The organism is Kitasatospora sp. NPDC048662 (assembly GCF_055587065.1).
The window spans coordinates 309,907-330,538 of the sequence record NZ_JBVJHA010000005.1; the positions used below are offsets into that span (position 1 = coordinate 309,907).

Below are 20,632 nucleotides of genomic sequence, written 5' to 3' on the forward strand. Positions count from 1 at the left end.
AGCATCCCGTGATTCTCTCCATCTCAGGCATCGTTCTGTTCGGCGTCATCGCCTTCCTGTTCTTCCGCCGGGACGGGCTGAAGATCTCGCACGCCCTGGTGTGCGCACTGTTCGGCTTCTACGTCGCGGGTTCCTCGATCGCCCCGAGCATCCAGGCGGGCGGCGCGAGCCTGGCCGGCCTGATCGGCGGCCTGAACTTCTGAGCGGCCCCACCTCCTTTGCGGCCCGGGCGCGGAGGTCCCACCGCCCCGGGCCTTTCGCCGACCCGGGCCGTCCCCGCCGGCGACCGACCGACCGTCGAAACCCCACCCCGCCTCCGGAGCCCGCATGTCCTTCACCCGCCATTTCCACCGGGGCCGCAACCTCGCCCGCACGGCCGGCGACCACGCCGCCGACGTGTTCGCGCCGCTGACGCTGATCGGCCGCGGCCTGCTCCGTCACGTCGACTGGGCCAAGGCCCGCTGGGCGGCCACCCCGAAGGAGCGGCGCGGCCCGACCCTGCTGGTCGCCGCGGCCGTCACGATCGGCGTCTTCCTGCTGCCGCACGGCCCGCTGATGGCCCTGATCGCCCTGGTCGCCTCGGCCGCCTGGGTCGGCCGCCGCACCAGGTCCGCCCCCGAGCCGGAACCGGACCTCGCCGACGTCAAACTGACCGCGCTGTACGCGGCCCTCACCCCGTACCTCGGCGGGCTCGACGAGCCGTTCGCGCTGTACCGCCTGGACGGCGAGTGGCGGGCGGCGTTCTCCGGCTGGGAGTTCGACGCGGACGGGCGGCTCACCGCGCTGGAGATCTCCTACCCGGCGTACTTCACCGACACCGAGCCCGCCGCCCGGGCCCGGATCGAGCAGGTGGTGCAGGGCAAGGCGGGCCGCTCCCGGGAGTACCGCTTCGACTGGGACGAGGAGATCAACCGGCTGCGGGTGAGCGCGCTCGCGCCGCTGCCGGCCGACATCGTGGCGCAGCGTTTCGTCACCGCGCCGGGCGAGATCGTGCTCGGCTTCACCGACGGCGCGGGCAGTCACCGCACCATCCCGGTCGAGCAGGGCGGGGCGAGCGAGCAGCAGCCGCCGGTGGTGTGGCGGGTCGGCCCGCGCGCCGCCGAGCCGCACCTGCTGGCGCTGGGCACCGCCGGGTACGGCACCTCGACGCTGCTGCGCTCGATCGCGCTGCAGGCGCTGCCGTACGGCGACCTGGTGGTGGTGGACGGCGCGAGCACCGGTGAGCACGCCTGCCTGGTGAACCGTCCGGGCGTGTACACGGTGGAGACCAGCCTGCACGGGGCGCTGGCCGCGCTGGACTGGGTGGCGAAGGAGACCGAGCGCCGGCTGATCGCGCTGAACGCGGCCCGTCACCACGGGGTGGCGGCGCCGGAGGACGTCACCCGGCCGCTGTGGATCCTGCTGGACCACCTCACCGAGCTGTCCGAACTCGCTCACGCCGAGGGCCGCACCGACCCGCAGGAGCTGCTGGAGGTGCCGCTGCGGCACGGCCGGGCGGCGCGCGTCACGGTGGTGTTCGTGGACGACCTGGACGCCCGCCACCGGATCGCCGCCACCGTGTACGCCTGCACCCGGGCCCGGGTGGTGCTCGGCCCGGTCACCTCCGAGTCCGGCTCGGCCGGGCTGGGCGTCCCGCTGGACATCGCGCCCGCCGCGCACACCCCGCCCGGCCGCGGCTACGCCCGGATCGGCACCGCCGCCCCGGTCCGGGTCCAGGTCCCGGTGACGGTGGACCCGCTGGACGACGAGGCCCCGCAGGCGCTGCGCGAGGCGGTGATCGCGCTGCTGCCGCACCGCGACACCCGCACCGAGGCGCCCGCCCCGGCCGAGGCCGCGGGGGCGGAGTGCTCCGAGGTGCAGCTGACCAAGGACACCGCCCCGGCCGAGCCGGATCCGGCCCGTTAGGCGGCCGCGCGACCGCCGACCAGAAGTGCACAAAATGTGACACGCCGGGTGATATCACCGCTCAGATGTGACAAATCGGGCGACCATGGGTACAAACAGGGGCGGCACGACAGGCGACGTATGTCCCCGGACGGGAATCTTCGTCGGAGGTCGAGCGTTGGACCCATCGACGAAGACAGCGACCACTAGTCCTGTGGGCAAGAAGCCCGGGAGGCACGATTCATGAGCGAGCGAGCTCTCCGCGGCACGCGACTCGGGGCGACCAGCTACGAGACCGACCGCGGCATTGATCTGGCACCGCGCCAGACCGTTGAGTACGCATGTCAGAACGGACACCGTTTCGAGGTGCCGTTCTCGGTCGAGGCGGAGATCCCCGTGGTGTGGGAATGCCGCTTCTGTGGCCAGGAGGCCGCACTCCTCGACGGTGAGGAGCCCGAGGAGAAGAAGACCAAGCCCACCCGCACCCACTGGGACATGCTGATGGAGCGCCGGACCCGCGAGGAGCTGGAGGAGGTTCTGGCCGAGCGCCTGGCCGTGCTCCGCTCCGGTGGGATGAACCTCGCGGTCCACCCGCGGGATTCCCGCAAGTCCGCCTGACGGGCAAAGACCCCGCACCACTGCCGAAGGGCCCCGGAAGTTCCGGGGCCCTTCGGCGTTCCCCGACCCGGGGCCGTACAGGGCGGGGCCGAAGGGCCGAACGAAAAACTCCCCGCTCCGGGGAGCGGGGAGAGCGATCGGACGCAGCTGCGGATCCAGGTACGGCTCAGGGGGCGATCGGCGGCCGGTACTGCGTGTCCGGACCGTTCGGGCCGGCCGGCGGGTCGACGACCTCGCCCTGGACGATCTTGCCGTCGGGGCGGTGGATGCGCAGCTGCTCCTGCAGGCGCATCGCGTCGGCGAACCGGTCCGCACCGACCGGGGCGGTGGAGCGCAGTACCGAGCCGGTGAGCCGGCGGGCGGCGGCGCGCCACATGGCGCGGGTCGGCGGGAGCAGCAGGGTGCCGGCCACCAAGTCCGACAGGAAGCCCGGCAGTATCAGCAGCACGCCGGCCAGCACCGTCATCGAGGTGCCGGTCTGCGGCTGCGCGGACTGCGGGTTCTTGGACAGTTCGACCGCGGCGCGGAACGCCCGCACCCCGGCACGCTTGATCACCGTGCCGCCCAGGAACACCCCGGCCAGCAGCAGCACCAGCGTCAGGAACCAGCCCACCCAGCCGGCCACCAGGGTGACCAGCCAGATCTCCAGCACCAGCCAGGCGGCGATCATCAGCGGCACGAATCGGGCGAGGCGCCCGCGCCGGGTCGGACGGGCCGAGGTCGCTTGCTGGGACACGGTACGGATCCACTCCATCGCGGTGCTCTCAGCGGCGGCCGGCGACTCCGGCCGCGTTCACGGCACCACCCTGCACAACGGCCCGACGGCGCCGGGTGTTCCGCCGCCCGGTCCTGACCGGCTCCGGCCCGGCGCGGAACCCCCGTAAGGCCCCCCGGAACCACTCAGGACCGCTCGGGAACCCGTCAGGGCCGCTAGGGAACCCGTCAGACCGCCCGGAACCCGTCAGGCCCGCTTGGCCGCCCGCCGCCGCTGCCACCCGGCCGCGGCCGCGTAGCCGCAGGCCAGCAGGCCGCCGAGGGCGAGCACCCACTCCGGCCCGGCGCCGACCTTGTCGGCGATCGTCTGGCCGTCGCGCAGCGGCACCACGGCGCTCAGCACTTCCTGGTCGAGTTCCTTGGTGCGCTGCTCGACCTCGCCGTCCGGGGTGATCACCGCGCTGACGCCGCTGGTGGCCGCGATCAGCACCGACCGGCCGTGCTCCACCGCCCGCAGCCGGGACATCGCCAGCTGCTGCTCGGTCTGCCCGGTCTTGTTGTAGGTGGCGTTGTTGGTCTGCACGACCAGCACCCGGCCGCCCTGGTTGACGGTGTCGCGGACGATCTCGTCGTACGCCACCTCGAAGCAGATCACGTCGCCGATCCGGGCCGGGCCCACGTGCATGACGCCGCTGCCGGTGCCGGGGTAGAAGTCGCGGGCGACCCGCTGGAGCCGGGTGATCACCTTGGAGAGTTGGGCGCGGAACGGCACGTACTCGCCGAACGGCACCGGGTGCTGCTTGGTGTAGGACTCCCCCGGGCCGGAGTTCGGGTCCCAGACGATGCCCTCGTTGCGCACGTGCTGCTCGTCGGGGCCGTCCACCAGGGCGCCGACCAGGGTGGGCACGCCGATGGTCTTCACAGCCTGGTCGATCCGGGCGTAGGCCGCGGGGTCGGTGAACGGGTCCAGGTCGGAGGCGTTCTCCGGCCAGATCACCAGGTCGGGCTTGGGCACCCGGCCGGCGGCGACGTCCTCGGCGAGTTGCTCGGTGGTCTTGGCGTGGTTGTTCAGCACCAGCATCGGCCGGCCCAGGAAGTCCATGCCGGGACGGTCCACGTTGCCCTGGACGATCGCGACCTTCACGGTGTCGGCGGCCGTGGTCGGCACCGGCACCGCGTAGCCGACCAGCACCAGGCCGACGGCCGCCAGGCTGCCCACGGCGGTGCGCCAGGGCAGTACGGGGGTGCCGGCCCGGCGGGCGCGCAGCACGCACAGCGCCGCCCAGGCCAGCAGCACGCCGCAGGACGCGACGGCGAAGGTCACCAGCGGGGCGCCGCCGAGCGCGGCGAGCGGCGTGAACGGGCTGTCGGTGTTGGCGAACGCGAGGCGGCCCCACGGGAAGCCGCCGAACGGCAGCCGGTCGCGCGCCCATTCCTGGGTCACCCAGAGCATCGCGCCCCACAGCGGCCAGCCGCGCAGCTTCGAGGTCAGCGCCAGGCCCGCGCCCATCAGCGCGAAGAACACCGCCTCGATCGCCGACAGGCCGATCACGCCGTCCCAGCCCACCACCCGCAGCCAGGACAGCAGCACCACGAAGAACGGCAGCCCGAACACGTAGCCCAGCCAGGCCCCGTGCCGGGCCCGCCGGCCCCGGGTGAGCAGCGTCAGCGCCGTCACCCCGAGGATCGACAGCGGCCACACGTCGTACGGCGGGAACGCGAACGCCATCGCCGTCCCGCACACCGCGGCCAGGCCGGTCCGGGCCCACCATCCGCCGCGGCCGCGGCGCTCCGGCGCCCCGTCCGGCTTCTCCTCGGCCACGGGGCGCTCCTGCGAAACGGGCAGTGCCACCTGCGCACCATCTCTCTACTTCGTACGACGTCCCCCGAAAGGTACATCACGCGCAGAGAGGGCCCACTAGCCCTGGTGGGTGTGCACCGTCCGCCCGCGGACGACGGTGCGCAGGCAGGTGGGGAGGGGCTCTCCGGGGGTGAGGTCGGGGAGGCCGGGGGTGCCGGAGCGCGGGTCGGTGGACCAGCCGGCGATGCGGTTGTCGGGGGCCTGGACGACCAGGTCGGTGGTGGCCCAGACCGCGTAGGAGGCGACCGCGCCGGGGACCAGCACGCCGTCGGTGTCGTGGCCGAGGGCGCGGTGGCCGCCGCGGGTGTGGGCGGTGAACGCGGCGCGCACCGAGATCCGGTGCTCGGGGGTGCGGTGGAACGCGGCGGCCCGGACGGTGCCCCACGGGTCGAGCGGGGTGACGGGCGCGTCGGAGCCGAAGGCCAGCGGGATGCCGGCCCGCAGCATCGCGGCGAACGGGTTGAGCCGCGCGGCGCGTTCGGCGCCGAGGCGTTCGACGTACATGCCGTCCGGGCCGCCCCAGGTGGCGTCGAAGGCGGGCTGGACGGAGGCGGTGAGGCCGAGTTCGGCGAACGCGGCGAGGGTCTCCGGGGTGAGGGCCTCGGCGTGTTCGACGCGGTGCCGCACGGCCTTGACGCGTTCGGCGCCGAGCTTCTCCCCGGCGGCGCGCACGCCCTCGACGACGGCGGTGATCGCGGCGTCGCCGATGGCGTGGAACCCGGCCTGCAGCCCGGCCTCGGTGCAGGCGGCGACGTGCTCGGCGATCTGCTCGGCCGTCAGGTAGGCGACACCGGTGTGGTCGGTGTCGGCGTAGCTGTCGTGCAGGCAGGCGGTGTGCGAGCCGAGCGCGCCGTCGACGAACAGGTCGCCGCCGGCGCCGACCGCGCCGAGCCGCTTGGCGGTGGCGACACCCTGCGCGCCGAGTTCGCCCCAGTAGCCGAAGACCTCGGGGCCGGGGGTCTCGGCGGCCAGCGCGAGCAGCGCGGCGAGGTCCTCGGCGGAGGAGATGTCGGGGCCGGCGCACTCGTGCAGCGCGCCGATGCCGAGTTCGGCGGCGCGGCGCAGCGTGGCGAGCTGGGCGTCGCGGCGCTGGGCGGCGGTGAGGTGGGCGAGGGCGGCGCGGCGGACGGCGTGGTGGGCGTCCTGGGTGAGCGGGCCGTCGGCGGAGTATCCGGTGCGGTCGGCCAGCGTCGGGACGAGGGCGCGCAGGGCGCTGGTGGCGAGGCCGGAGTGGACGTCGGTGCGGGAGAGGTAGAGCGCGGCCGAGCCGGCGGCGGCGTCGAGTTCGGCGAGCGTGGGGGCGCGGTGCTCGGGCCAGCGGGTCTGGTCCCAGCCGTGGCCGAGCAGGATGCCGCCGGTGAAGCCCTCGGTGAAGGCGCTGATCGCGGCCAGTGCCTCGGTGAGCGAGGCGCTGGTGGTGAGGTCGAGGCCGGTGAGGGCGAGGCCGGTGGAGGTGGCGTGCACGTGGGCGTCGACGAACGCGGGGGTGACCAGGGCGCCGTCGAGGTCGATGATCTCGTCGGCGACGTCGGCGTACGCCTCGGCGGCTCCGTCGCTGCCGACCCAGGCGATGTGTTCGCCCTCGACCAGCATGGCGGTGGCGAAGGGGTCGGCGGGGCTGTAGACGTTGCCGCCGCGCAGCAGGACGGTCCGGTCGGTGCGTTCGGTCATGGCGACCAGTCTCGCACCACGCACCTTCACAGTTTCGGGGGGCGGGCCTCGTACGGGGTGGAGAGGACGACGGTGGTGCGGGTGGAGACGCCGGCGGCGGCGCGGATCCGGGCGAGCAGGTCCTCCAGGTCGCCGGGGGTGGGGACGCGGACCTTGAGGATGTAGTTCTCGTCACCGGCGACGCTGTGGCAGGCCTCGATCTCGGGGAGGCCGACCAGGCGGTCGGGGGTGTCGTCGGGGGCGCTGGGGTCGAACGGTTTGACGGAGATGAACGCGGTGAGCGCCAGGTCGACCGCCTCGGGGTCGACGATGGCGGTGTAGCCGCGGATGACGCCGCGCTGTTCGAGGCGGCGCACCCGCTGGTGCACGGCCGAGGTGGACAGGCCGGTGGCCTTGCCCAGGTCGGTGTAGCTCATCCGTCCGTCCTGCAGCAGCAGATGGACGATGCGCTGGTCGAGTTCCTCCACAAGGCGTCAACCTACTCGATCCTTACGGGGCTGTGCAGGGAGCTCGCTGGGGGGCGCATTCGGGGGGCACATGCCAAGGGAATGTGGCAAGGAACACACGGGGTGCATCACCGTGCGCCGGAGCGCAGGGTTATGACATGCCGTCAGGGGGAAGTGCTGCTGGTGGCCCGGACAACGAGTGACTCCGGCCCGATCCGAGGGGGATCAGATGCCTTCCACCGAACTGCGTTCCGACGTCGAGGACGAACCCGGCGCGCCCGAGCTGTCCTTCGGGGCGGACCCGGGCGCGGCCGACAGCTGGGAGATCGTCCGGGTGCACTGCCCGGCCTGTGACCGCCCGATCGCGCTGATCGGGGACGAGGAGCGCCTGCCGCAGCACGCGGTGCTGCCCTCCGCGTGGAACCCCTTCCAGTCGGCGATCTGCCGGGGCACCGGCACGCCGACGGCCGACCTGCCGGAGTCCGAGGAGCAGCCCGCGCAGTCCGGCTTCGAGAACCTGGTGACGCTGCCGACGGCGCTGGACTGGCGCACCCAGCCGTTCTCGCACGCGGGCGTCCACCGCGCGGTGCGGGCCATGCTGCCCGTGCAGCGCGACCGCCGGGCGGCCTGAGCGCCGGATCCGTCGAGGGCGCCGCGGGCCGGTGCCCTCCGGGGGCCCGTGCCCGGCCACGTAGGCTGGCCGGATGAGCGATGCCTTCCCCGACCTGTCCGCGCTGGCCGCGGGCCTGCTCGCGCTGCCGCCGTCGCTGGGCCCGGTGCGGCTGGTCGCGGTGGACGGGCACGCCGGTTCCGGCAAGACCACCTTCGCGGGGCGGCTGGCGGTGGCGCTGGGCGGTGCGCCGGTGGTGCACCTGGACGATCTGGCGACCCATCAGGAGCCGTTCGGCTGGGTGGGCCGTCTGCGTGCCCAGGTGCTGGAGCCGCTCGGGCGGGGCGCGGCGGCCCGGCACGGGGTGTACGACTGGACGGCGCGGGAGTTCGGCCCGGTGCGGGAGGTGCCGCCGGCTCCGGTGGTGCTGCTGGAGGGGGTGGGCGCGGGTCGGCGGGCGGTGCGTCCGGCGCTGGCGGCGCTGCTGTGGATGGAGCTGGACGCGGCGGCGGCGCGGGCGCGCGGGGAGTTGCGCGACGGTCCGGAACTGGCCGAGTTCTGGGCGGGTTGGGCGGTGGCGGAGCGGGCGCATTTCGCTGCGGATCCGAGCCGTCCGTTCGCTTCGCTGCGGGTGGACGGGATCACCGGGCGGATCGTCGGGGACACCCTGAGTGAACCGCTTGAACCGGTCTTGACCTGCGGCGTCGCCAGGATCTAAGTTCTGCGTGTCGCGGAAATCAGTTGAATCCGCAACCACAGACCGGCGTCTCCGACTTGTTCCCCCGTGAGTCGGAGACGCCGTTTCCCTTGCGCCCCGGGCGCCGCCGCGCGCCCCAACACCCGGTCGTCTCGCGCCATTTGGCCTGCGCGGCACCCTTACGGATCAGCTCCGCGCCGGTACCATGCCCACGCAGGCGCGTGTGAACGCGGCCCGAGGTCCGGCGGGGGGCGTCAGTGACGGTGGAGAGTTCCGGCGGCAAGGGGCCCGCCGCGGCGGGGCCGGATCCGGAGGCCGACCGCTCCTGGTCGCGTGCCATGGACGCCTACACGGCCGGTTCCTACGCCCGCGCCGAGGAGGAGTTCCGGGCGGCGGTGCGGATCGATCCCGGCATGGCGGACGCCTGGCTGGGCCTGCACGCGCTGCGCAGCGACACCGCGGGCGCGCTGCTGGCGATGCACCGGCACCGGGAGCGGTTCGGCGAGCAGCGCGAGCGCCATCGCCGTCCGCTCAGTTCCTGGTACTGGCTGGGCTGGTGGGTGCAGCCGGTGCTGGAGAGCGCGCAGGACCTCGCGCTGGCGTACGCCTCGCACTGGCTGGACGGGCGTCATCTCACCGAGCTGGACCAGGCGCTGGCGGACTGCCCGACGCCGGATCAGGAGCCGGCGGTGCGTTTCCTGCACGCCTGCCGCTGCTACCTGTTGAAGGACTGGGAGCAGCTGATCCGGGACACCGACCGGCTTCTCGACGATCCGGTGCTGGGCATCGAGGCCGGCCTGTTCGCGGGCATGGCCCGGGTCCGGCTCGACATGTGCGCGCAGGCGCAGCGCCCGCTGGCGGCCTCGCTGGCCCGCTGCCGCTCCGAACAGCCGCAGCGCAAGGAATTGCGCTACTGGTTGGGCCGGGCTTACGAGGGGGCGGGGCGCAGCGCGGCGGCGCTGCCGCTGTACCGGGCGGTGCACCGGGCCGATCCGGCGTTCATGGACACCGAGCAGCGCCTGGCGGCGATCTCCGCCGAGGACGGGCTGCTCGACGGCGCCGCGCCGGCGGGCGAGTCGTACGGCGAGTACCGGGGCACGGCGATGGAGACCGCGGTCGAGGCACTGGAGGACGCCGGGCCGGAGCGGGCCCAGCCGTCGGCCGGGGAGCCGCGCGGCGGGCAGGTGGCCGAACGGGCGTCCGGCGCTTCGCCGTTACCCCTGCGGCTGGGCAACTGGCCTGCGGCGGCGGCGATTCCGCCGGCCGGGCCGAACCCGGCGCCGGCCGCCCGGCTGGAGCTGGACCAGGCGCTGGCGGAGCTGGAGGCGATGGTCGGCCTCGACCCGGTGAAGCGTCAAGTGCGGGCGTTGTCGGCGCAGTTGCGGATGGCGCGGCTGCGCGCGGACCGGGGCCTTCCGGTGCAGCCGCCGAAGCGGCACTTCGTGTTCTCCGGGCCCTCGGGCACCGGCAAGACCACGGTGGCGCGGATCCTCGGCCGGGTCTTCCACGCCCTCGGGCTGCTCTCCGGGGACCACCTGGTGGAGGCCCAACGAGCCGATCTGGTGGGCGAGTTCCTCGGGCAGACGGCGGTGAAGGCGAACGAGTTGATCGACTCGGCGCTGGACGGCGTGCTGTTCATCGACGAGGCGTACTCGCTGGCCAATTCCGGCTACAGCAAGGGCGACGCGTTCGGCGACGAGGCCCTGCAGGTGCTGCTGAAGCGGGCCGAGGACAACCGGGACCGGCTGGTGGTGATCCTGGCCGGCTACCCCGAGGGGATGAACCGGCTGCTGGCGACCAACCCGGGCCTGAACTCGCGGTTCACCACCCGGGTCGACTTCCCGTCCTACCGCCCGGCCGAACTCGCCGAGATCGGCGCCCAGTTGGCGCGCACCGACGGCGACGAGTGGGACGTGGACGCGGCCGAGGAGCTGGCCTCGATCTGCGGCCACGTGGTCACCGAGGGCTGGATCGACCAGCTCGGCAACGGCCGCTTCATCCGCACCCTGTACGAAAAGTCCTGCGCCTACCGGGACTTGCGGCTCTCCGCCCTGCGCGGCGTCCCGTCCCGCGAGGACCTGGCGACGCTGCGGCTGCCCGATCTCCTCCAGGCCTACGGCGAGTTGATCGACGGCCGCCAGTGACGGAGCGAGGTCGCGCCCGTCAGCCGTGCACGACGGTGCGGCCGGCGATGACCCAGACGTTGGCCGGGGTCGGGGTGCACTTGGTGGCGCGCGGCGGGTTCTCGGGGTGCAGCAGGTCGGCGCCGGCCCAGCCCACGCGGAGGTGGCCCTCGGCGTCGGCCGGGTAGAAGCTGAGTCCGGTCTCGGGGTGCCAGCCGGCCGGTCCGGTGGTCGGCGCACTGCCGTCGGCGGGGGTGGCCGAGGCGCTCGTCACGGGGCCGGTGACGGTCACGGCGCCGCCGCCGTCGACGACCAGACAGTCCACGTCGAACTCGACCCGGACGGTGCCCTCGCCGTCGAAGACGTGCTCGGCGACGACGTGTCCGCGGGTGCGGCCGTTGTCGGTGCGGGCCTCCACCCACGCGGTGAACCGCTGGCCCGGGTTGGGGCCGGGGCCGTTCTGGTTGAGCAGCGTCCAGCTGTGCACGCCCAGGTGCCGATCGGAGTCCTGGGCGGCCGCGGCGGGGCCGGCGGTCACGGCGATCAGCGTCGCCGTCGCGGCGGCGGCCAGGGCGGCGGAAGCGGCCTTACGCATCGTCAATCCTCCATGCTGACAAGGGAGTCGGGCACCTCGCCCGACACTCGCGATCCTTCCGCCCCGGCCGCCGCGCGCCCTCCGCCCAAGGCAGGAACCTCCGTCGGCACGGCGGACGAGGGCCGCCCCCTCCCGGGGGACGGCGCGGTGGGCGCGGCGTCCGCCGGGAGGAGGATGCACCCGCTGGACGGCACGCGCCGGGCGTGGGCTCAGGACGCCGGGGCGGTCGCCCGCACTCCGGTCAGGTAGGCGGTCAGGATGCGGCGCAGGCGGGGTTCGACCTCGACGATCGCGTGGCCGAGGCGGGGGTCGGAGGCGTAGAGCGCCCGGATCCGGGGGCCGGGGGTGGCGATCTGCCAGAGGGCGCCGGCCATGCCGGTGGCGGTGGCGGCGAGGTCCAGCACCTGCTGCTCGGTCAGGCCGAGCAGGCGGTTCAACTCCGCGCCGATCAGGGCGACTTCGTCCAGGGTGACGAGCTTGAAGGCGCGCACCGCCTCCACCGAGACGTTGCGCTCCAGGTTGAGCGGGGCCTGCGCCAGCAGGTCGCAGAACATCGGGCGGGCCGACAGCGTCGCGGCGAGCAGCTCAGCGACCTCGGCGGGGGCGGCGTGCGTCCGGGCCGCGAGGTCGGCGCGCAGGGCGGCGGACCACTCGCGCCAGCCCTGGGCGGTGAGTTCGAGGAAGATCTGCTCCCTGGTCTCGAAGTACCGCAGCAGCGCCGACTTGTGCATGCCGACCTCGGCGGCGATGTCGGTGAGCGTGACGTCGCGGATGCCGCGCCCCTCGCCGAGTGTCCGGGCCGCGTCCAGGATCGCCCCTTCGCGCGCCTGCTTGGCCTCGGCGCTGCGCGCCCGTCGGAATGCCGGCTCAGTCATGGACCCATCATAGGAGCCGTTAACGAAACGCCGTTGCGCTAATAAGAGAACGGTGTTTTACTAATGCCATGAGCGAAGAAGCGCGCACCACCCAGCAGCAGGTCTGGTTCATCACCGGCTCGTCCCGCGGCTTCGGCCGCGCCCTGGTCGACGCCGCGCTGGCCGCGGGCGACCTGGTCGTCGCCACCGCCCGCCGCCCCGAACCCCTCGCCGCGGAACTCGCCGGATACGGCGACCGCGTCCTCACCGTCGCCCTCGACGTCACCGACCCGGCCGCCGCGCAGGCGGCGATCGACGCCGCGCTCGACCGCTTCGGCCGCATCGACGTGCTGGTCAACAACGCCGGCTACGCCAACGTCTCCCCCGTCGAGACCTCGGACGACGCCGACTTCCGGGCCCAGTTCGAGACCAACTTCTGGGGCGTCTACCACGTCACCAAGGCCGCCCTGCCCGTGCTGCGGCGTCAGGGCGCGGGCACCGTGGTGCAGTTCTCCTCGGTCGGCGGCCGGGTCGGCGGGTCGCCGGGCATCGCCTCGTACCAGGCCGCCAAGTTCGCGGTGGACGGCTTCACCCGGGTACTGGCCGCCGAGACCGCGCCGTTCGGCATCCGGTACCTGGTGGTCGAGCCGAGCGGCTTCGCCACCGACTGGGCGGGCGCCTCGATGACGGCGTACCCCGTCCCGGAGGAGTACGAGCAGACGGTCGGCGCGATGAACCGCCGGATGCGCCAGGGCGGGCCCGGCGCCGCCGGCGACCCGGTGCGCGCCGCGGAGATCATCGTCCGCACCGTGCGGCTCGCCGAGCTTCCGAGCCACCTGCTGCTGGGCGTGAACGCGGCGACCATGGCACTGGATCACTCCCGCCGGCAGCTCGCCGAGGCCGGCGCCTGGGAACAGGTCAGCCGCTCCGCGGACTACGCCGAGCCGTACCCGGTCGAGCTACCGGCGCGGTGACGGCGAACGGCCCGCCGCAGCAGCTGCGACGGGGCCGGGAGGGAGCAGGACGTCAGCGGCGGTGGTCCGGGTCGTGGACCTCGCCGACCAGTTCCTCCAGGACGTCCTCCAGGGCGACCAGGCCGAGCTGGCGGCCGTCCGCGTCCACCACGGCGGCCAGGTGGGCGGCGGCGCGGCGCATCGCGGCGAGCGCGTCGTCCAGTGGCAGGCCGGAGCGGACCACGGTGATCGGGCGCCACAGCCGGTCGGGGACGGGCGCGGTGAGGTCGTCCACCTCCAGCGAGTCCTTGACGTGCAGGTAGCCGAGCACGGCGCCCTGTTCGTCGGTGACCGGGAAGCGCGAGAAGCCGGTGCGGACGGCCAGCTGCTGGATCTGTTCGCCGGTGACGCCCGCGCCGACGGTGACCAGCTGGTCGGCGGGCAGCAGCACCTCGGTGACGGGGCGGCTGCCCATCTCCAGGGCGTCCTCCAGGCGTTCGCGGCGGGTGTCGTCGAGCAGACCGGCCTCGCCGGAGTCGGCCAGCAGGTGCAGCAGCTGTTCGCTGGTGAACACCGAGTTGACCTCGTCCTTGGGTTCAACCCGGAACAGCCGCAGCACGCTGTTGGCGAAGGCGTTCAGGAAGGCGATCGCCGGGGCCAGCCAGCGGGCCAGCCGGTCCAGCGGCGGGCCGAGCCACAGCACGGCCTTCTCCGGCCCGGCCAGTGCCAGGTTCTTCGGCACCATCTCGCCGATCACCATGTGCAGGAACACCACCAGGCTGAGCGCGATGGCGTAACTGAGCAGGTGGATCGCCGTGTCGGGCACGCCGAGCGCGTGGAACGCGGGTTCCAGCAGGTGCGCGATGGTCGGCTCGGCGAGCGCGCCGAGCAGCAGCGAGCAGACGGTGATGCCGAGTTGGGCGGCGGCCAGCATCGCGGAGACGTTGGACAGCGCGTGCAGCACGGTGCGGGCGCGCTTGTCGCCGGCCTCGGCGAGCGGTTCGATCTGGCTGCGGCGCACCGAGATGACGGCGAACTCGGCGCCGACGAAGAACGCGTTGCCGAGCAGCAGGAGCAGCGAGAAGGCGAGTTGCAGGGCGCTCATCGGTGGCCGTCCTGGTCGTCCTGGTCATCGGCGGGGCGGGTGCGGCGCACCTCGACCCGGCTGGTGCGGTGCCGGTCCACGGCGGTCACGGTCAGCTTCCAGTCCGGCAGTTCGGCGCTCTCGCCGACCGCGGGGAGCTTGCCGAGCAGGTCGGCGAGCAGTCCGCCGAGGGTCTCGTAGGGGCCGTCGGGGGCGTGCAGGCCGATCTTGGCGAGCTGGTCGAGCCGGGCCCGGCCGTCGGCGTCCCAGACCGGCAGTCCGTCGCGCGGGGCGAGCGGGCGCAGCTCGGGGGCGTCGTCGGGGTCGTGCTCGTCCTGGACCTCGCCGACCACCTCTTCGACGATGTCCTCGATGGTGGCGACGCCGGCGGTGCCGCCGTACTCGTCGATCACCACGGCCATCGGTTCGCTGCCGCGCAGCAGGTCGAGCAGCCGCTCGACGGGCAGCGTCTCGGGGACCAGCAGCGGCAGGGTGGCCAGGTGTCGGACCTTGGTGTGGTCGCGGCGGTCGGCGGGGACGGCGAGCGCGTCCTTGAGCGTGACGGTGCCGGTGACGTTGTCCAGGCTGTCGCTGTACACCGGGAAGCGGCTCAGCCCGGTGGCCCGGGTGAGGTTGAGCACGTCGCCGGCGGTGGCGTCCTCCTGGAGCGCGGCGACGTCGATCCGCGGGGTCATCACGGATTCGGCGGTCAGCTCGCGCAGGCCCAGGGTGCGCACGAACAGGACGGTCGACTCCTCGTCCATCGCGCCGGCCTGGTAGGAGTGCCGGGCGAGCGCGACGAGTTCGTCGGCGGTGCGGGCGTGGCCGAGTTCCTCCTGCGGCTCGACGCCGAGGGCCCGGACGATCCGGTCGGCGGAGCCGTTCAGGAACGCGATCAGCGGGCGGCAGGCGGCGGAGAACACGCGCTGCGGGCCGACCACGGCGTAGGCGACCTGCATCGGGTGGGAGATCGCCCAGTTCTTCGGGACGAGTTCGCCGATCACCATCTGCAGCACGGTGGCCAGCACCAGGCCGACGATCAGCGCGGTGCCGCGGGCCGCCGCGTCGGGCAGGCCGACGGCGGTGAACACCGGGGAGAGCAGGGTGGACAGCGCCGGCTCGGCGAGCATGCCGACCACCAGCGAGGTGATGGTGATGCCGAGCTGGGCGCCGGAGAGCTGGAAGGACAGCTGGTGCAGGGCCTTGGAGAGGCTCTTCGCCCGGCCGTCGCCGGTGGCCGCGGCGCGTTCCACGGTGCCGCGGTCGGCGGTCACGAACGCGAACTCGGCGGCCACGAACAGGCCGTTGGCGAGGATGAGCAGGAATGCCGCGAGCAGCAGGAGCCAGGCGGTGGTCATCGGGCCGCCCGCCTTCCCTGGCTCGGAATGTGCGTGGCGGCGCGGGTACTACCGGACGGATCGTCCATCGAGGGGAGGTGTCACTCCTCAGGTCGCGGGTGGGGGCGGAAAGCCGGACACATGGAGGCTTTGCCGCGGTTTTACCAGCGTAGACGATACCCGAACGGTTCTCGGGGCCCGCTCGGCCGGGGCCGCCCAGGGGCGCGTCAGGGCCGGCTCGCGCCGCGTTCCTCGACCAGGTCGCGCAGCGTGCGGGCGGCCGTGACGGCCTGGTCGCGGCCGCCGGCGGGCTGGATGCCGACGGCGGCCAGCGCGGTGCCGTCGGCAAGGTCGAGCATCACCCACGGGTCGCCGTGCTTGAGGTTGACCCGGACCACCTCGGCCCAGGACAGGCGGCGGCTGCGGACGAAGTTGACCACGGTCAGCCCGTCGGCGTCGGCGACCACCTTGGGCCGGGCCAGCATCAGTCCGACCCCGGCGAACAGCAGTCCGCTGACCACCATCATCGCCCGGTCCCTGAGCTGCCAGTTCTCCGGCAGGGCGACGGCGAGCACGGTGAACAGCACCACCATCACGGCACACAGCGTGAGCAGCACGGCGCGGTTGCGGCGGGGGGCCCAGGTGACGGGCAGGGTGGCAGAGGCGAGGGACGTGGGCACAGACACGGGTGGCTCCCGGAAAAGGGCGGGGCCACCGCAGAGGTGGACCCCGCCCGACGGCGGATCAGATGCGGCAGGCGTGGATGTTGGTGACCAGGATGGCGCGGGCGCCGATCGCCCACAGGTCGTCCATGATCCGCTGGGCCTCCTTGCGGAGCACCATGGAGCGGACCGCGACCCAGCCCGCGGTGTGCAGCGGCGAGACGGTCGGCGACTCCAGGCCGGGGGTGAGCGCGACGGCCGCGCCGACGTTCTCGGCCTTGATGTCGTAGTCCATCAGCACGTAGCGGCGGGCCACCAGTACGCCCTGCAGGCGGCGCAGGAACTGGTCCACGGCGGGGTCCTCGCCGGCGCCCTTGGGCCGGATCACCACGGCGTCGGAGATCAGGATCGGGTCGCCGAACACCTCCAGGCCGGCGTTGCGCAGGCTGGTGCCGGTCTCCACCACGTCGGCGATGACCTCGGCGACGCCCAGGTGCACGGCGGTCTCCACCGCGCCGTCCAGCTTGGTGACGGTGGCCTTCACGCCGTGCTCGGCGAGGTGCTGCTCGACCAGCCCGGTGTAGGAGGTGGCGATCCGCAGGCCGTCGAGGTCCTGGACGGTGGAGATCTCCGCGCCGACCGGCTTGGCGAACCGGAAGGTCGAGCCGGCGAAGCCGAGCGCGAGCACCTCCTCGGCGACGGAGGCGGAGTCCAGCAGCAGGTCGCGGCCGGTGATACCGATGTCGAGCCGGCCGGAGCCGACGTAGACGGCGATGTCACGCGGGCGCAGGAAGAAGAACTCGACCTGGTTGTCCGGGTCGACCAGGACGAGTTCCTTGGCGTCCTTGCGCTGCCGGTAGCCGGCCTCATGGAGCATCTCCGCCGCGGGACCCGAGAGCGAACCCTTGTTGGGGACGGCGATGCGGAGCATGAGAGGCGAACCCTTCGTCGACTGCGTGCGGTGGGGGGACTTACAGGTACTTGTAGACGTCTTCGAGCGTCAGCCCGCGGGCGAGCATCATCACCTGGACGTGGTAGAGGAGCTGGGAGATCTCCTCCGCCGCCTCCTCGGGCGACTGGTACTCCGCGGCCATCCAGACCTCGGCGGCCTCCTCGACGACCTTCTTGCCGATGGCATGAACGCCCTGCTGCACGAGCTGGGCGGTGCGGGAGGTCTCGGGGTCGCCGGTGGCGGCCTTCTGCTGGAGCTCGGTGAAGAGCGCCTCGAATGTCTTGGAAGCCATGATGACCTCACCTTACGGGGTGCGGGCTGACGGGCGGTAAACGTTTCGCACCGTGGACAGTCCGGTGGACATCCAAACCGGCCATTCACGGTGCGATCGTCGGTTCAACGCCAGGGCTCGACGACCTCGCGCAGCGTGGCGGCGGTGAGGACGGCGGCGACGACCGCCTCGTGGCCCTTGTCCTCGGTGGAGTCGGGCAGGCCGGCGCGGTCCAGCGCCTGCTGCTCGGTGTCGCAGGTCAGCACGCCGAAACCGACCGGGACGCCGGTGTCCACCGCGACCTGGGTCAGGCCGAGCGTCGCGCCCTGGCAGACGTAGTCGAAGTGCGGGGTGCCGCCGCGCACCACCACGCCCAGCGCCACCACCGCGTCGTACCCGCGGCCGGCCAGCTGCTTGGCGGCAACCGGAAGTTCGAAGGTGCCGGGGACGCGGACCACGGTCGCTCCCTCGATCCCGAGCTCCTTCAGCGCGCGGTGCGCGCCGTCCAGCAGTCCGTCCATCACCTGCTCGTGCCACTGCGCGGCGATGATCGCGACCCGCAGGTCGGCGTAGTGCTTCAAGGACAGATCGGGTGCTCCGTGGCCGGCCATGTCAGGTTCCTCTTTCGACGGTGCTTCAGAACACTTGTTACTACGACTACTTGCTGTCGTCCTCGAGCCACGGCAGGTCGTGACCCATCCGGTCGCGCTTGGTGCGCAGGTAGCGCAGGTTGTGCGCGCCGGTGGCGGTGGGCAGGGGACGGCGCGCGGCGACCTTCAGGCCCTGCTCGGCGAGGGCGGCCTGTTTGGCCGGATTGTTGGAGAGCAGGGTGAGCGAGCGCACGCCGAGGTCGGCGAGCATCTGCCCGGCGATCGAGTAGTCGCGGGCATCGACGGGCAGCCCCTGGTCGAGGTTGGCGTCGACGGTGTCGCGGCCCTGCTCCTGGAGCTCGTAGGCGCGCAGCTTGTGGGCCAGGCCGATGCCCCGGCCCTCGTGGCCGCGCAGGTACAGCACCACGCCGCGGCCGGCGTCGGCGACGGCCCGCAGCGAGGCGTGCAGCTGCGGGCCGCAGTCGCAGCGCAGCGAGCTGAACACGTCGCCGGTCAGGCACTCGGAGTGCACCCGCACCAGCACGTCCTCGCCGTCGGGGAGCTTCCCGTCGGCGTCCAGGCCGCCGGCCACCAGGGCCAGGTGCTCGGCGCCGTCGATGGTGCCGCGGTAGCCGACGGCGGTGAACTCGCCGTGGTCGGTGGGCAGTCCGGTGACGGCGGCGCGATCGACGTGCAGTTCGGTGCGGCGCCGGTAGGCGATCAGGTCCGCGATGGAGATGATCGCCAGGCCGTGCTCGCGGGCGAAGGCGTGCAGTTCGGGCAGCCGGGCCATGGTGCCGTCGTCGTTGACCACCTCGGCGATCGCCCCGGCGGGGGCGAGGCCGGCCAGCCGGACCAGGTCGACGGTGGCCTCGGTGTGTCCGGGGCGTACCAGCACGCCGCCGTCCACCGCGCGCAGCGGGAAGACGTGGCCGGGCCGGGAGAGGTCGCCGGGTTCGGTGCCGGGCGAGGCCAGCAGCCGGACGGTGCGGGCCCGGTCGGCGGCGGAGATGCCGGTGTCCACGCCCTCGCGGGCGTCCACCGAGACGGCGTAGGCGGTGCCCTTGCGGTCCTCGTTGACCCGGGTCATCGGCGGCAGCTTGAGCCGGTCGAGCTCCTCGCCGGTCATCGGGACGCAGATCACGCCGGAGCTGTAGCGGACGGTGAAGGCCATCAGTTCGGGGGTGGCGGCGGACGCGGCGAACATGATGTCGCCCTCGTTCTCGCGGTCCTCGTCGTCCACCACGATCACGGCGCGGCCGAGCGCGATGTCGGCGATGGCGCGTTCCACCGGGTCGAGGGCGATCGGTGCTTCGGGCTGGTCGGCGCTCATACGGCAACTTCCTTCGCGCGCGGGGCGGTTCGTACGGTGCGGGCCTTCGTCCACCAGCTGACCAGGCCGGCCACCACCAGGACGAAGTAGATGGTGAAGGTGAGCGCGGAGAACACGTAGCCGTGGGCGTAGCTGTACGGCACGCTGATCACGTCAACGGCGATCCAGGCGAACCAGAACTCCACCCAGCCGCGGGCCTGGGCGTACATCGCGGCCAGCGTGCCGGTGAAGATGTACGCGTCCAGCAGCGGGTTCCAGGACAGCTGCGGGTTGGCGTAGAACAGCGCGGCGACGGCGGCGGTGCCGGCCGCGGTGGCCAGGATCAGTACGGATCGCTGCCGCCAGTCGGCGAACCGGACCTGGATCTCGCCGGTGTCGCGGCGGCCGCGGTGCCACTGGGTCCAGCCCCAGATCGCGGTGACCACGACGATCACCTGCTTGCCGATCAGTCCGGGCACGTGTCCGCCGAGGAACACGCTGATCAGCACGGTGCCGGCCAGCAGCTGGGCGGGCCAGGTCAGCACCGAGCGGCGCCAGCCGAAGGCCAGCCCGGCGAGCCCTATCAGGTTGCCGACCATGTCCGCCACCTTCACCTGCTCGCCGAAGGCGGTGAACGTCAGATCTGCGAGCGAGCTCACTTGGTTTCCCCCAGGGTGTCGGGCAGGGCACGGTGTTCGAGCAGTCGTTCCACGTACTTGGCGAGCACGTCCACCTCCAGGTTGACGGGGTCGCCCACCGCCTTCACCCCGAGCGTGGTCAGGGCGAGCGTGGCGGGGATCAGCGAGACGGTGAAGGTGTCGCGGGCGGCCTCGACCACGGTGAGGCTCACTCCGTCCACGGTGATCGACCCCTTCTCCACCAGGTAGCGCGAGATCGGCTGCGGCAGGGAGAAACGCACCACCTCCCAGCGCGGATTCCCGTCCGCGTCCAGGTCGCCCGGCTCGCGGGAGAGCAGGGTGCCGGTGGCGTCGACGTGGCCCTGCACGAGGTGGCCGCCGAGCCGGTCGCCGAGCGCCATCGCCCGTTCCAGGTTGACCCGGGAGCCGGGGCGCAGCGCGCCGAGGCTGGAGCGCTTGAGCGTCTCGCGCATCACGTCGGCGCTGAACTCGCCCTCGCGCTTGGCGAGTTGTTCGTTGTCGTCGACGACGGTCAGGCAGACGCCGTTGACCGCGACGGAGTCGCCGTGGCGGGCGTCCGCGGTGACCAGCGGGCCGCGCAGGCGGATTCGCGAGGATTCGCCGATCTCCTCGATGGAGACGACCTCGCCGAGCTCTTCGATGATGCCGGTGAACACCCGGGTTCTCCTCGCGCTTGGGGCGCGGACTCCGGGGCGGCGATCGGGAGTTGACTGCGGACGTGGCACGCCGGGAACGCCCC

At 73.1% G+C, this 20,632-nt stretch carries 22 protein-coding genes; 7 read left to right on the top strand and 15 right to left on the bottom strand.

All coding sequences use genetic code 11. The annotated features are described in order from the left end of the window. Positions 1 to 8 precede the first annotated feature (8 nt). The 3 genes from ACZ6R9_RS17285 to ACZ6R9_RS17295 all read left to right on the top strand — a co-directional run bounded on the left by ACZ6R9_RS17285 (position 9) and on the right by ACZ6R9_RS17295 (position 2,502). Positions 9 to 203 (top strand): hypothetical protein, encoded by a 195-nt coding sequence (locus tag ACZ6R9_RS17285; protein ID WP_380485138.1) that lies wholly within the window; start codon positions 9 to 11, stop codon positions 201 to 203. Between the two features lie 124 nt (positions 204 to 327). Continuing rightward, on the top strand, positions 328 to 1,905 hold the full coding sequence (locus ACZ6R9_RS17290) for a hypothetical protein (RefSeq protein ID WP_380485140.1): 1,578 nt from the start codon (positions 328 to 330) through the stop codon (positions 1,903 to 1,905). A 222-nt stretch (positions 1,906 to 2,127) separates the two neighbouring features. Then, the gene (locus ACZ6R9_RS17295; protein ID WP_073816413.1) at positions 2,128 to 2,502 is read left to right on the top strand and encodes an RNA polymerase-binding protein RbpA; all 375 of its coding nucleotides are present in this window, start codon (positions 2,128 to 2,130) and stop codon (positions 2,500 to 2,502) included. Positions 2,503 to 2,668: 166 nt separating this feature from the next. On the opposite strand, the gene fxsA is transcribed toward ACZ6R9_RS17295, so the two are convergent. The 4 genes from fxsA to ACZ6R9_RS17315 all read right to left on the bottom strand — a co-directional run bounded on the left by fxsA (position 2,669) and on the right by ACZ6R9_RS17315 (position 7,215). Next, the gene (gene fxsA, locus ACZ6R9_RS17300; RefSeq protein ID WP_380485142.1) at positions 2,669 to 3,238 is read right to left on the bottom strand and encodes an FxsA family membrane protein; all 570 of its coding nucleotides are present in this window, start codon (positions 3,236 to 3,238) and stop codon (positions 2,669 to 2,671) included. Positions 3,239 to 3,463: 225 nt separating this feature from the next. Further along, positions 3,464 to 5,068, bottom strand: coding sequence for an apolipoprotein N-acyltransferase (gene lnt / locus ACZ6R9_RS17305; protein ID WP_465538757.1), 1,605 nt, complete (start codon positions 5,066 to 5,068; stop codon positions 3,464 to 3,466). A gap of 66 nt (positions 5,069 to 5,134) precedes the next feature. Continuing rightward, a complete protein-coding gene (locus ACZ6R9_RS17310) occupies positions 5,135 to 6,748 on the bottom strand; it encodes an amidohydrolase (RefSeq protein ID WP_465538758.1) in 1,614 nt (537 codons plus the stop codon). A gap of 26 nt (positions 6,749 to 6,774) precedes the next feature. Continuing rightward, positions 6,775 to 7,215, bottom strand: coding sequence for an Lrp/AsnC family transcriptional regulator (locus ACZ6R9_RS17315; protein ID WP_380485148.1), 441 nt, complete (start codon positions 7,213 to 7,215; stop codon positions 6,775 to 6,777). A gap of 208 nt (positions 7,216 to 7,423) precedes the next feature. On the opposite strand from ACZ6R9_RS17315, the gene ACZ6R9_RS17320 reads away from it, so the two are divergent. The 3 genes from ACZ6R9_RS17320 to ACZ6R9_RS17330 all read left to right on the top strand — a co-directional run bounded on the left by ACZ6R9_RS17320 (position 7,424) and on the right by ACZ6R9_RS17330 (position 10,645). Beyond that, on the top strand, positions 7,424 to 7,825 hold the full coding sequence (locus tag ACZ6R9_RS17320; RefSeq protein ID WP_465538759.1) for a hypothetical protein: 402 nt from the start codon (positions 7,424 to 7,426) through the stop codon (positions 7,823 to 7,825). A gap of 73 nt (positions 7,826 to 7,898) precedes the next feature. Next, positions 7,899 to 8,522, top strand: coding sequence for a uridine kinase family protein (locus tag ACZ6R9_RS17325; protein WP_465538760.1), 624 nt, complete (start codon positions 7,899 to 7,901; stop codon positions 8,520 to 8,522). 317 nt (positions 8,523 to 8,839) lie between these two features. Beyond that, the gene (locus tag ACZ6R9_RS17330) at positions 8,840 to 10,645 is read left to right on the top strand and encodes an AAA family ATPase (protein ID WP_465538857.1); all 1,806 of its coding nucleotides are present in this window, start codon (positions 8,840 to 8,842) and stop codon (positions 10,643 to 10,645) included. Between the two features lie 19 nt (positions 10,646 to 10,664). On the opposite strand, the gene ACZ6R9_RS17335 is transcribed toward ACZ6R9_RS17330, so the two are convergent. Together ACZ6R9_RS17335 and ACZ6R9_RS17340 are read right to left on the bottom strand one after the other, a co-directional pair. Next, positions 10,665 to 11,219, bottom strand: a complete 555-nt coding sequence (locus tag ACZ6R9_RS17335; protein WP_465538761.1) for a hypothetical protein — start codon at positions 11,217 to 11,219, stop codon at positions 10,665 to 10,667. Between the two features lie 209 nt (positions 11,220 to 11,428). Beyond that, the gene (locus ACZ6R9_RS17340; RefSeq protein ID WP_380485156.1) at positions 11,429 to 12,094 is read right to left on the bottom strand and encodes a TetR/AcrR family transcriptional regulator; all 666 of its coding nucleotides are present in this window, start codon (positions 12,092 to 12,094) and stop codon (positions 11,429 to 11,431) included. A 68-nt stretch (positions 12,095 to 12,162) separates the two neighbouring features. On the opposite strand from ACZ6R9_RS17340, the gene ACZ6R9_RS17345 reads away from it, so the two are divergent. After that, a complete protein-coding gene (locus ACZ6R9_RS17345; protein WP_465538762.1) occupies positions 12,163 to 13,047 on the top strand; it encodes an SDR family NAD(P)-dependent oxidoreductase in 885 nt (294 codons plus the stop codon). A 52-nt stretch (positions 13,048 to 13,099) separates the two neighbouring features. Here ACZ6R9_RS17345 and ACZ6R9_RS17350 read toward each other — a convergent pair whose 3' ends face one another. The 9 genes from ACZ6R9_RS17350 to ACZ6R9_RS17390 form a co-directional block, all read right to left on the bottom strand. Then, positions 13,100 to 14,131, bottom strand: coding sequence for a hemolysin family protein (locus ACZ6R9_RS17350; protein WP_380485160.1), 1,032 nt, complete (start codon positions 14,129 to 14,131; stop codon positions 13,100 to 13,102). Further along, positions 14,128 to 15,468, bottom strand: a complete 1,341-nt coding sequence (locus ACZ6R9_RS17355) for a hemolysin family protein (protein ID WP_380485162.1) — start codon at positions 15,466 to 15,468, stop codon at positions 14,128 to 14,130. The genes ACZ6R9_RS17350 and ACZ6R9_RS17355 overlap by 4 nt, the downstream gene beginning before the upstream one ends. 206 nt (positions 15,469 to 15,674) lie before the next feature. Next, a complete protein-coding gene (locus ACZ6R9_RS17360) occupies positions 15,675 to 16,133 on the bottom strand; it encodes a PH domain-containing protein (RefSeq protein WP_380485164.1) in 459 nt (152 codons plus the stop codon). A gap of 58 nt (positions 16,134 to 16,191) precedes the next feature. Next, positions 16,192 to 17,040: an ATP phosphoribosyltransferase gene (gene hisG / locus ACZ6R9_RS17365; protein ID WP_380485166.1), complete on the bottom strand. Its 849-nt coding sequence runs from the start codon at positions 17,038 to 17,040 to the stop codon at positions 16,192 to 16,194. A gap of 40 nt (positions 17,041 to 17,080) precedes the next feature. Continuing rightward, positions 17,081 to 17,353 carry a phosphoribosyl-ATP diphosphatase gene (locus ACZ6R9_RS17370; protein ID WP_380485168.1) on the bottom strand — a complete coding sequence of 91 codons (273 nt, stop codon included), beginning with the start codon at positions 17,351 to 17,353 and terminating at the stop codon, positions 17,081 to 17,083. A 104-nt stretch (positions 17,354 to 17,457) separates the two neighbouring features. Continuing rightward, on the bottom strand, positions 17,458 to 17,943 hold the full coding sequence (gene ribH, locus ACZ6R9_RS17375; protein WP_380485169.1) for a 6,7-dimethyl-8-ribityllumazine synthase: 486 nt from the start codon (positions 17,941 to 17,943) through the stop codon (positions 17,458 to 17,460). Positions 17,944 to 17,989: 46 nt separating this feature from the next. Further along, entirely contained in the window at positions 17,990 to 19,255 is a 1,266-nt protein-coding gene (locus ACZ6R9_RS17380) for a bifunctional 3,4-dihydroxy-2-butanone-4-phosphate synthase/GTP cyclohydrolase II (protein ID WP_465538763.1), read from the bottom strand. After that, the gene (locus ACZ6R9_RS17385) at positions 19,252 to 19,893 is read right to left on the bottom strand and encodes a nicotinamide mononucleotide transporter family protein (protein ID WP_380485173.1); all 642 of its coding nucleotides are present in this window, start codon (positions 19,891 to 19,893) and stop codon (positions 19,252 to 19,254) included. The genes ACZ6R9_RS17380 and ACZ6R9_RS17385 overlap by 4 nt, the downstream gene beginning before the upstream one ends. Continuing rightward, complete coding sequence (locus tag ACZ6R9_RS17390; protein WP_380485175.1) at positions 19,890 to 20,549, bottom strand: riboflavin synthase; 660 nt, start codon at positions 20,547 to 20,549, stop codon at positions 19,890 to 19,892. Before ACZ6R9_RS17390 ends, ACZ6R9_RS17385 begins: the two co-directional genes overlap by 4 nt. Between the last annotated feature and the right edge of the window lie 83 nt (positions 20,550 to 20,632).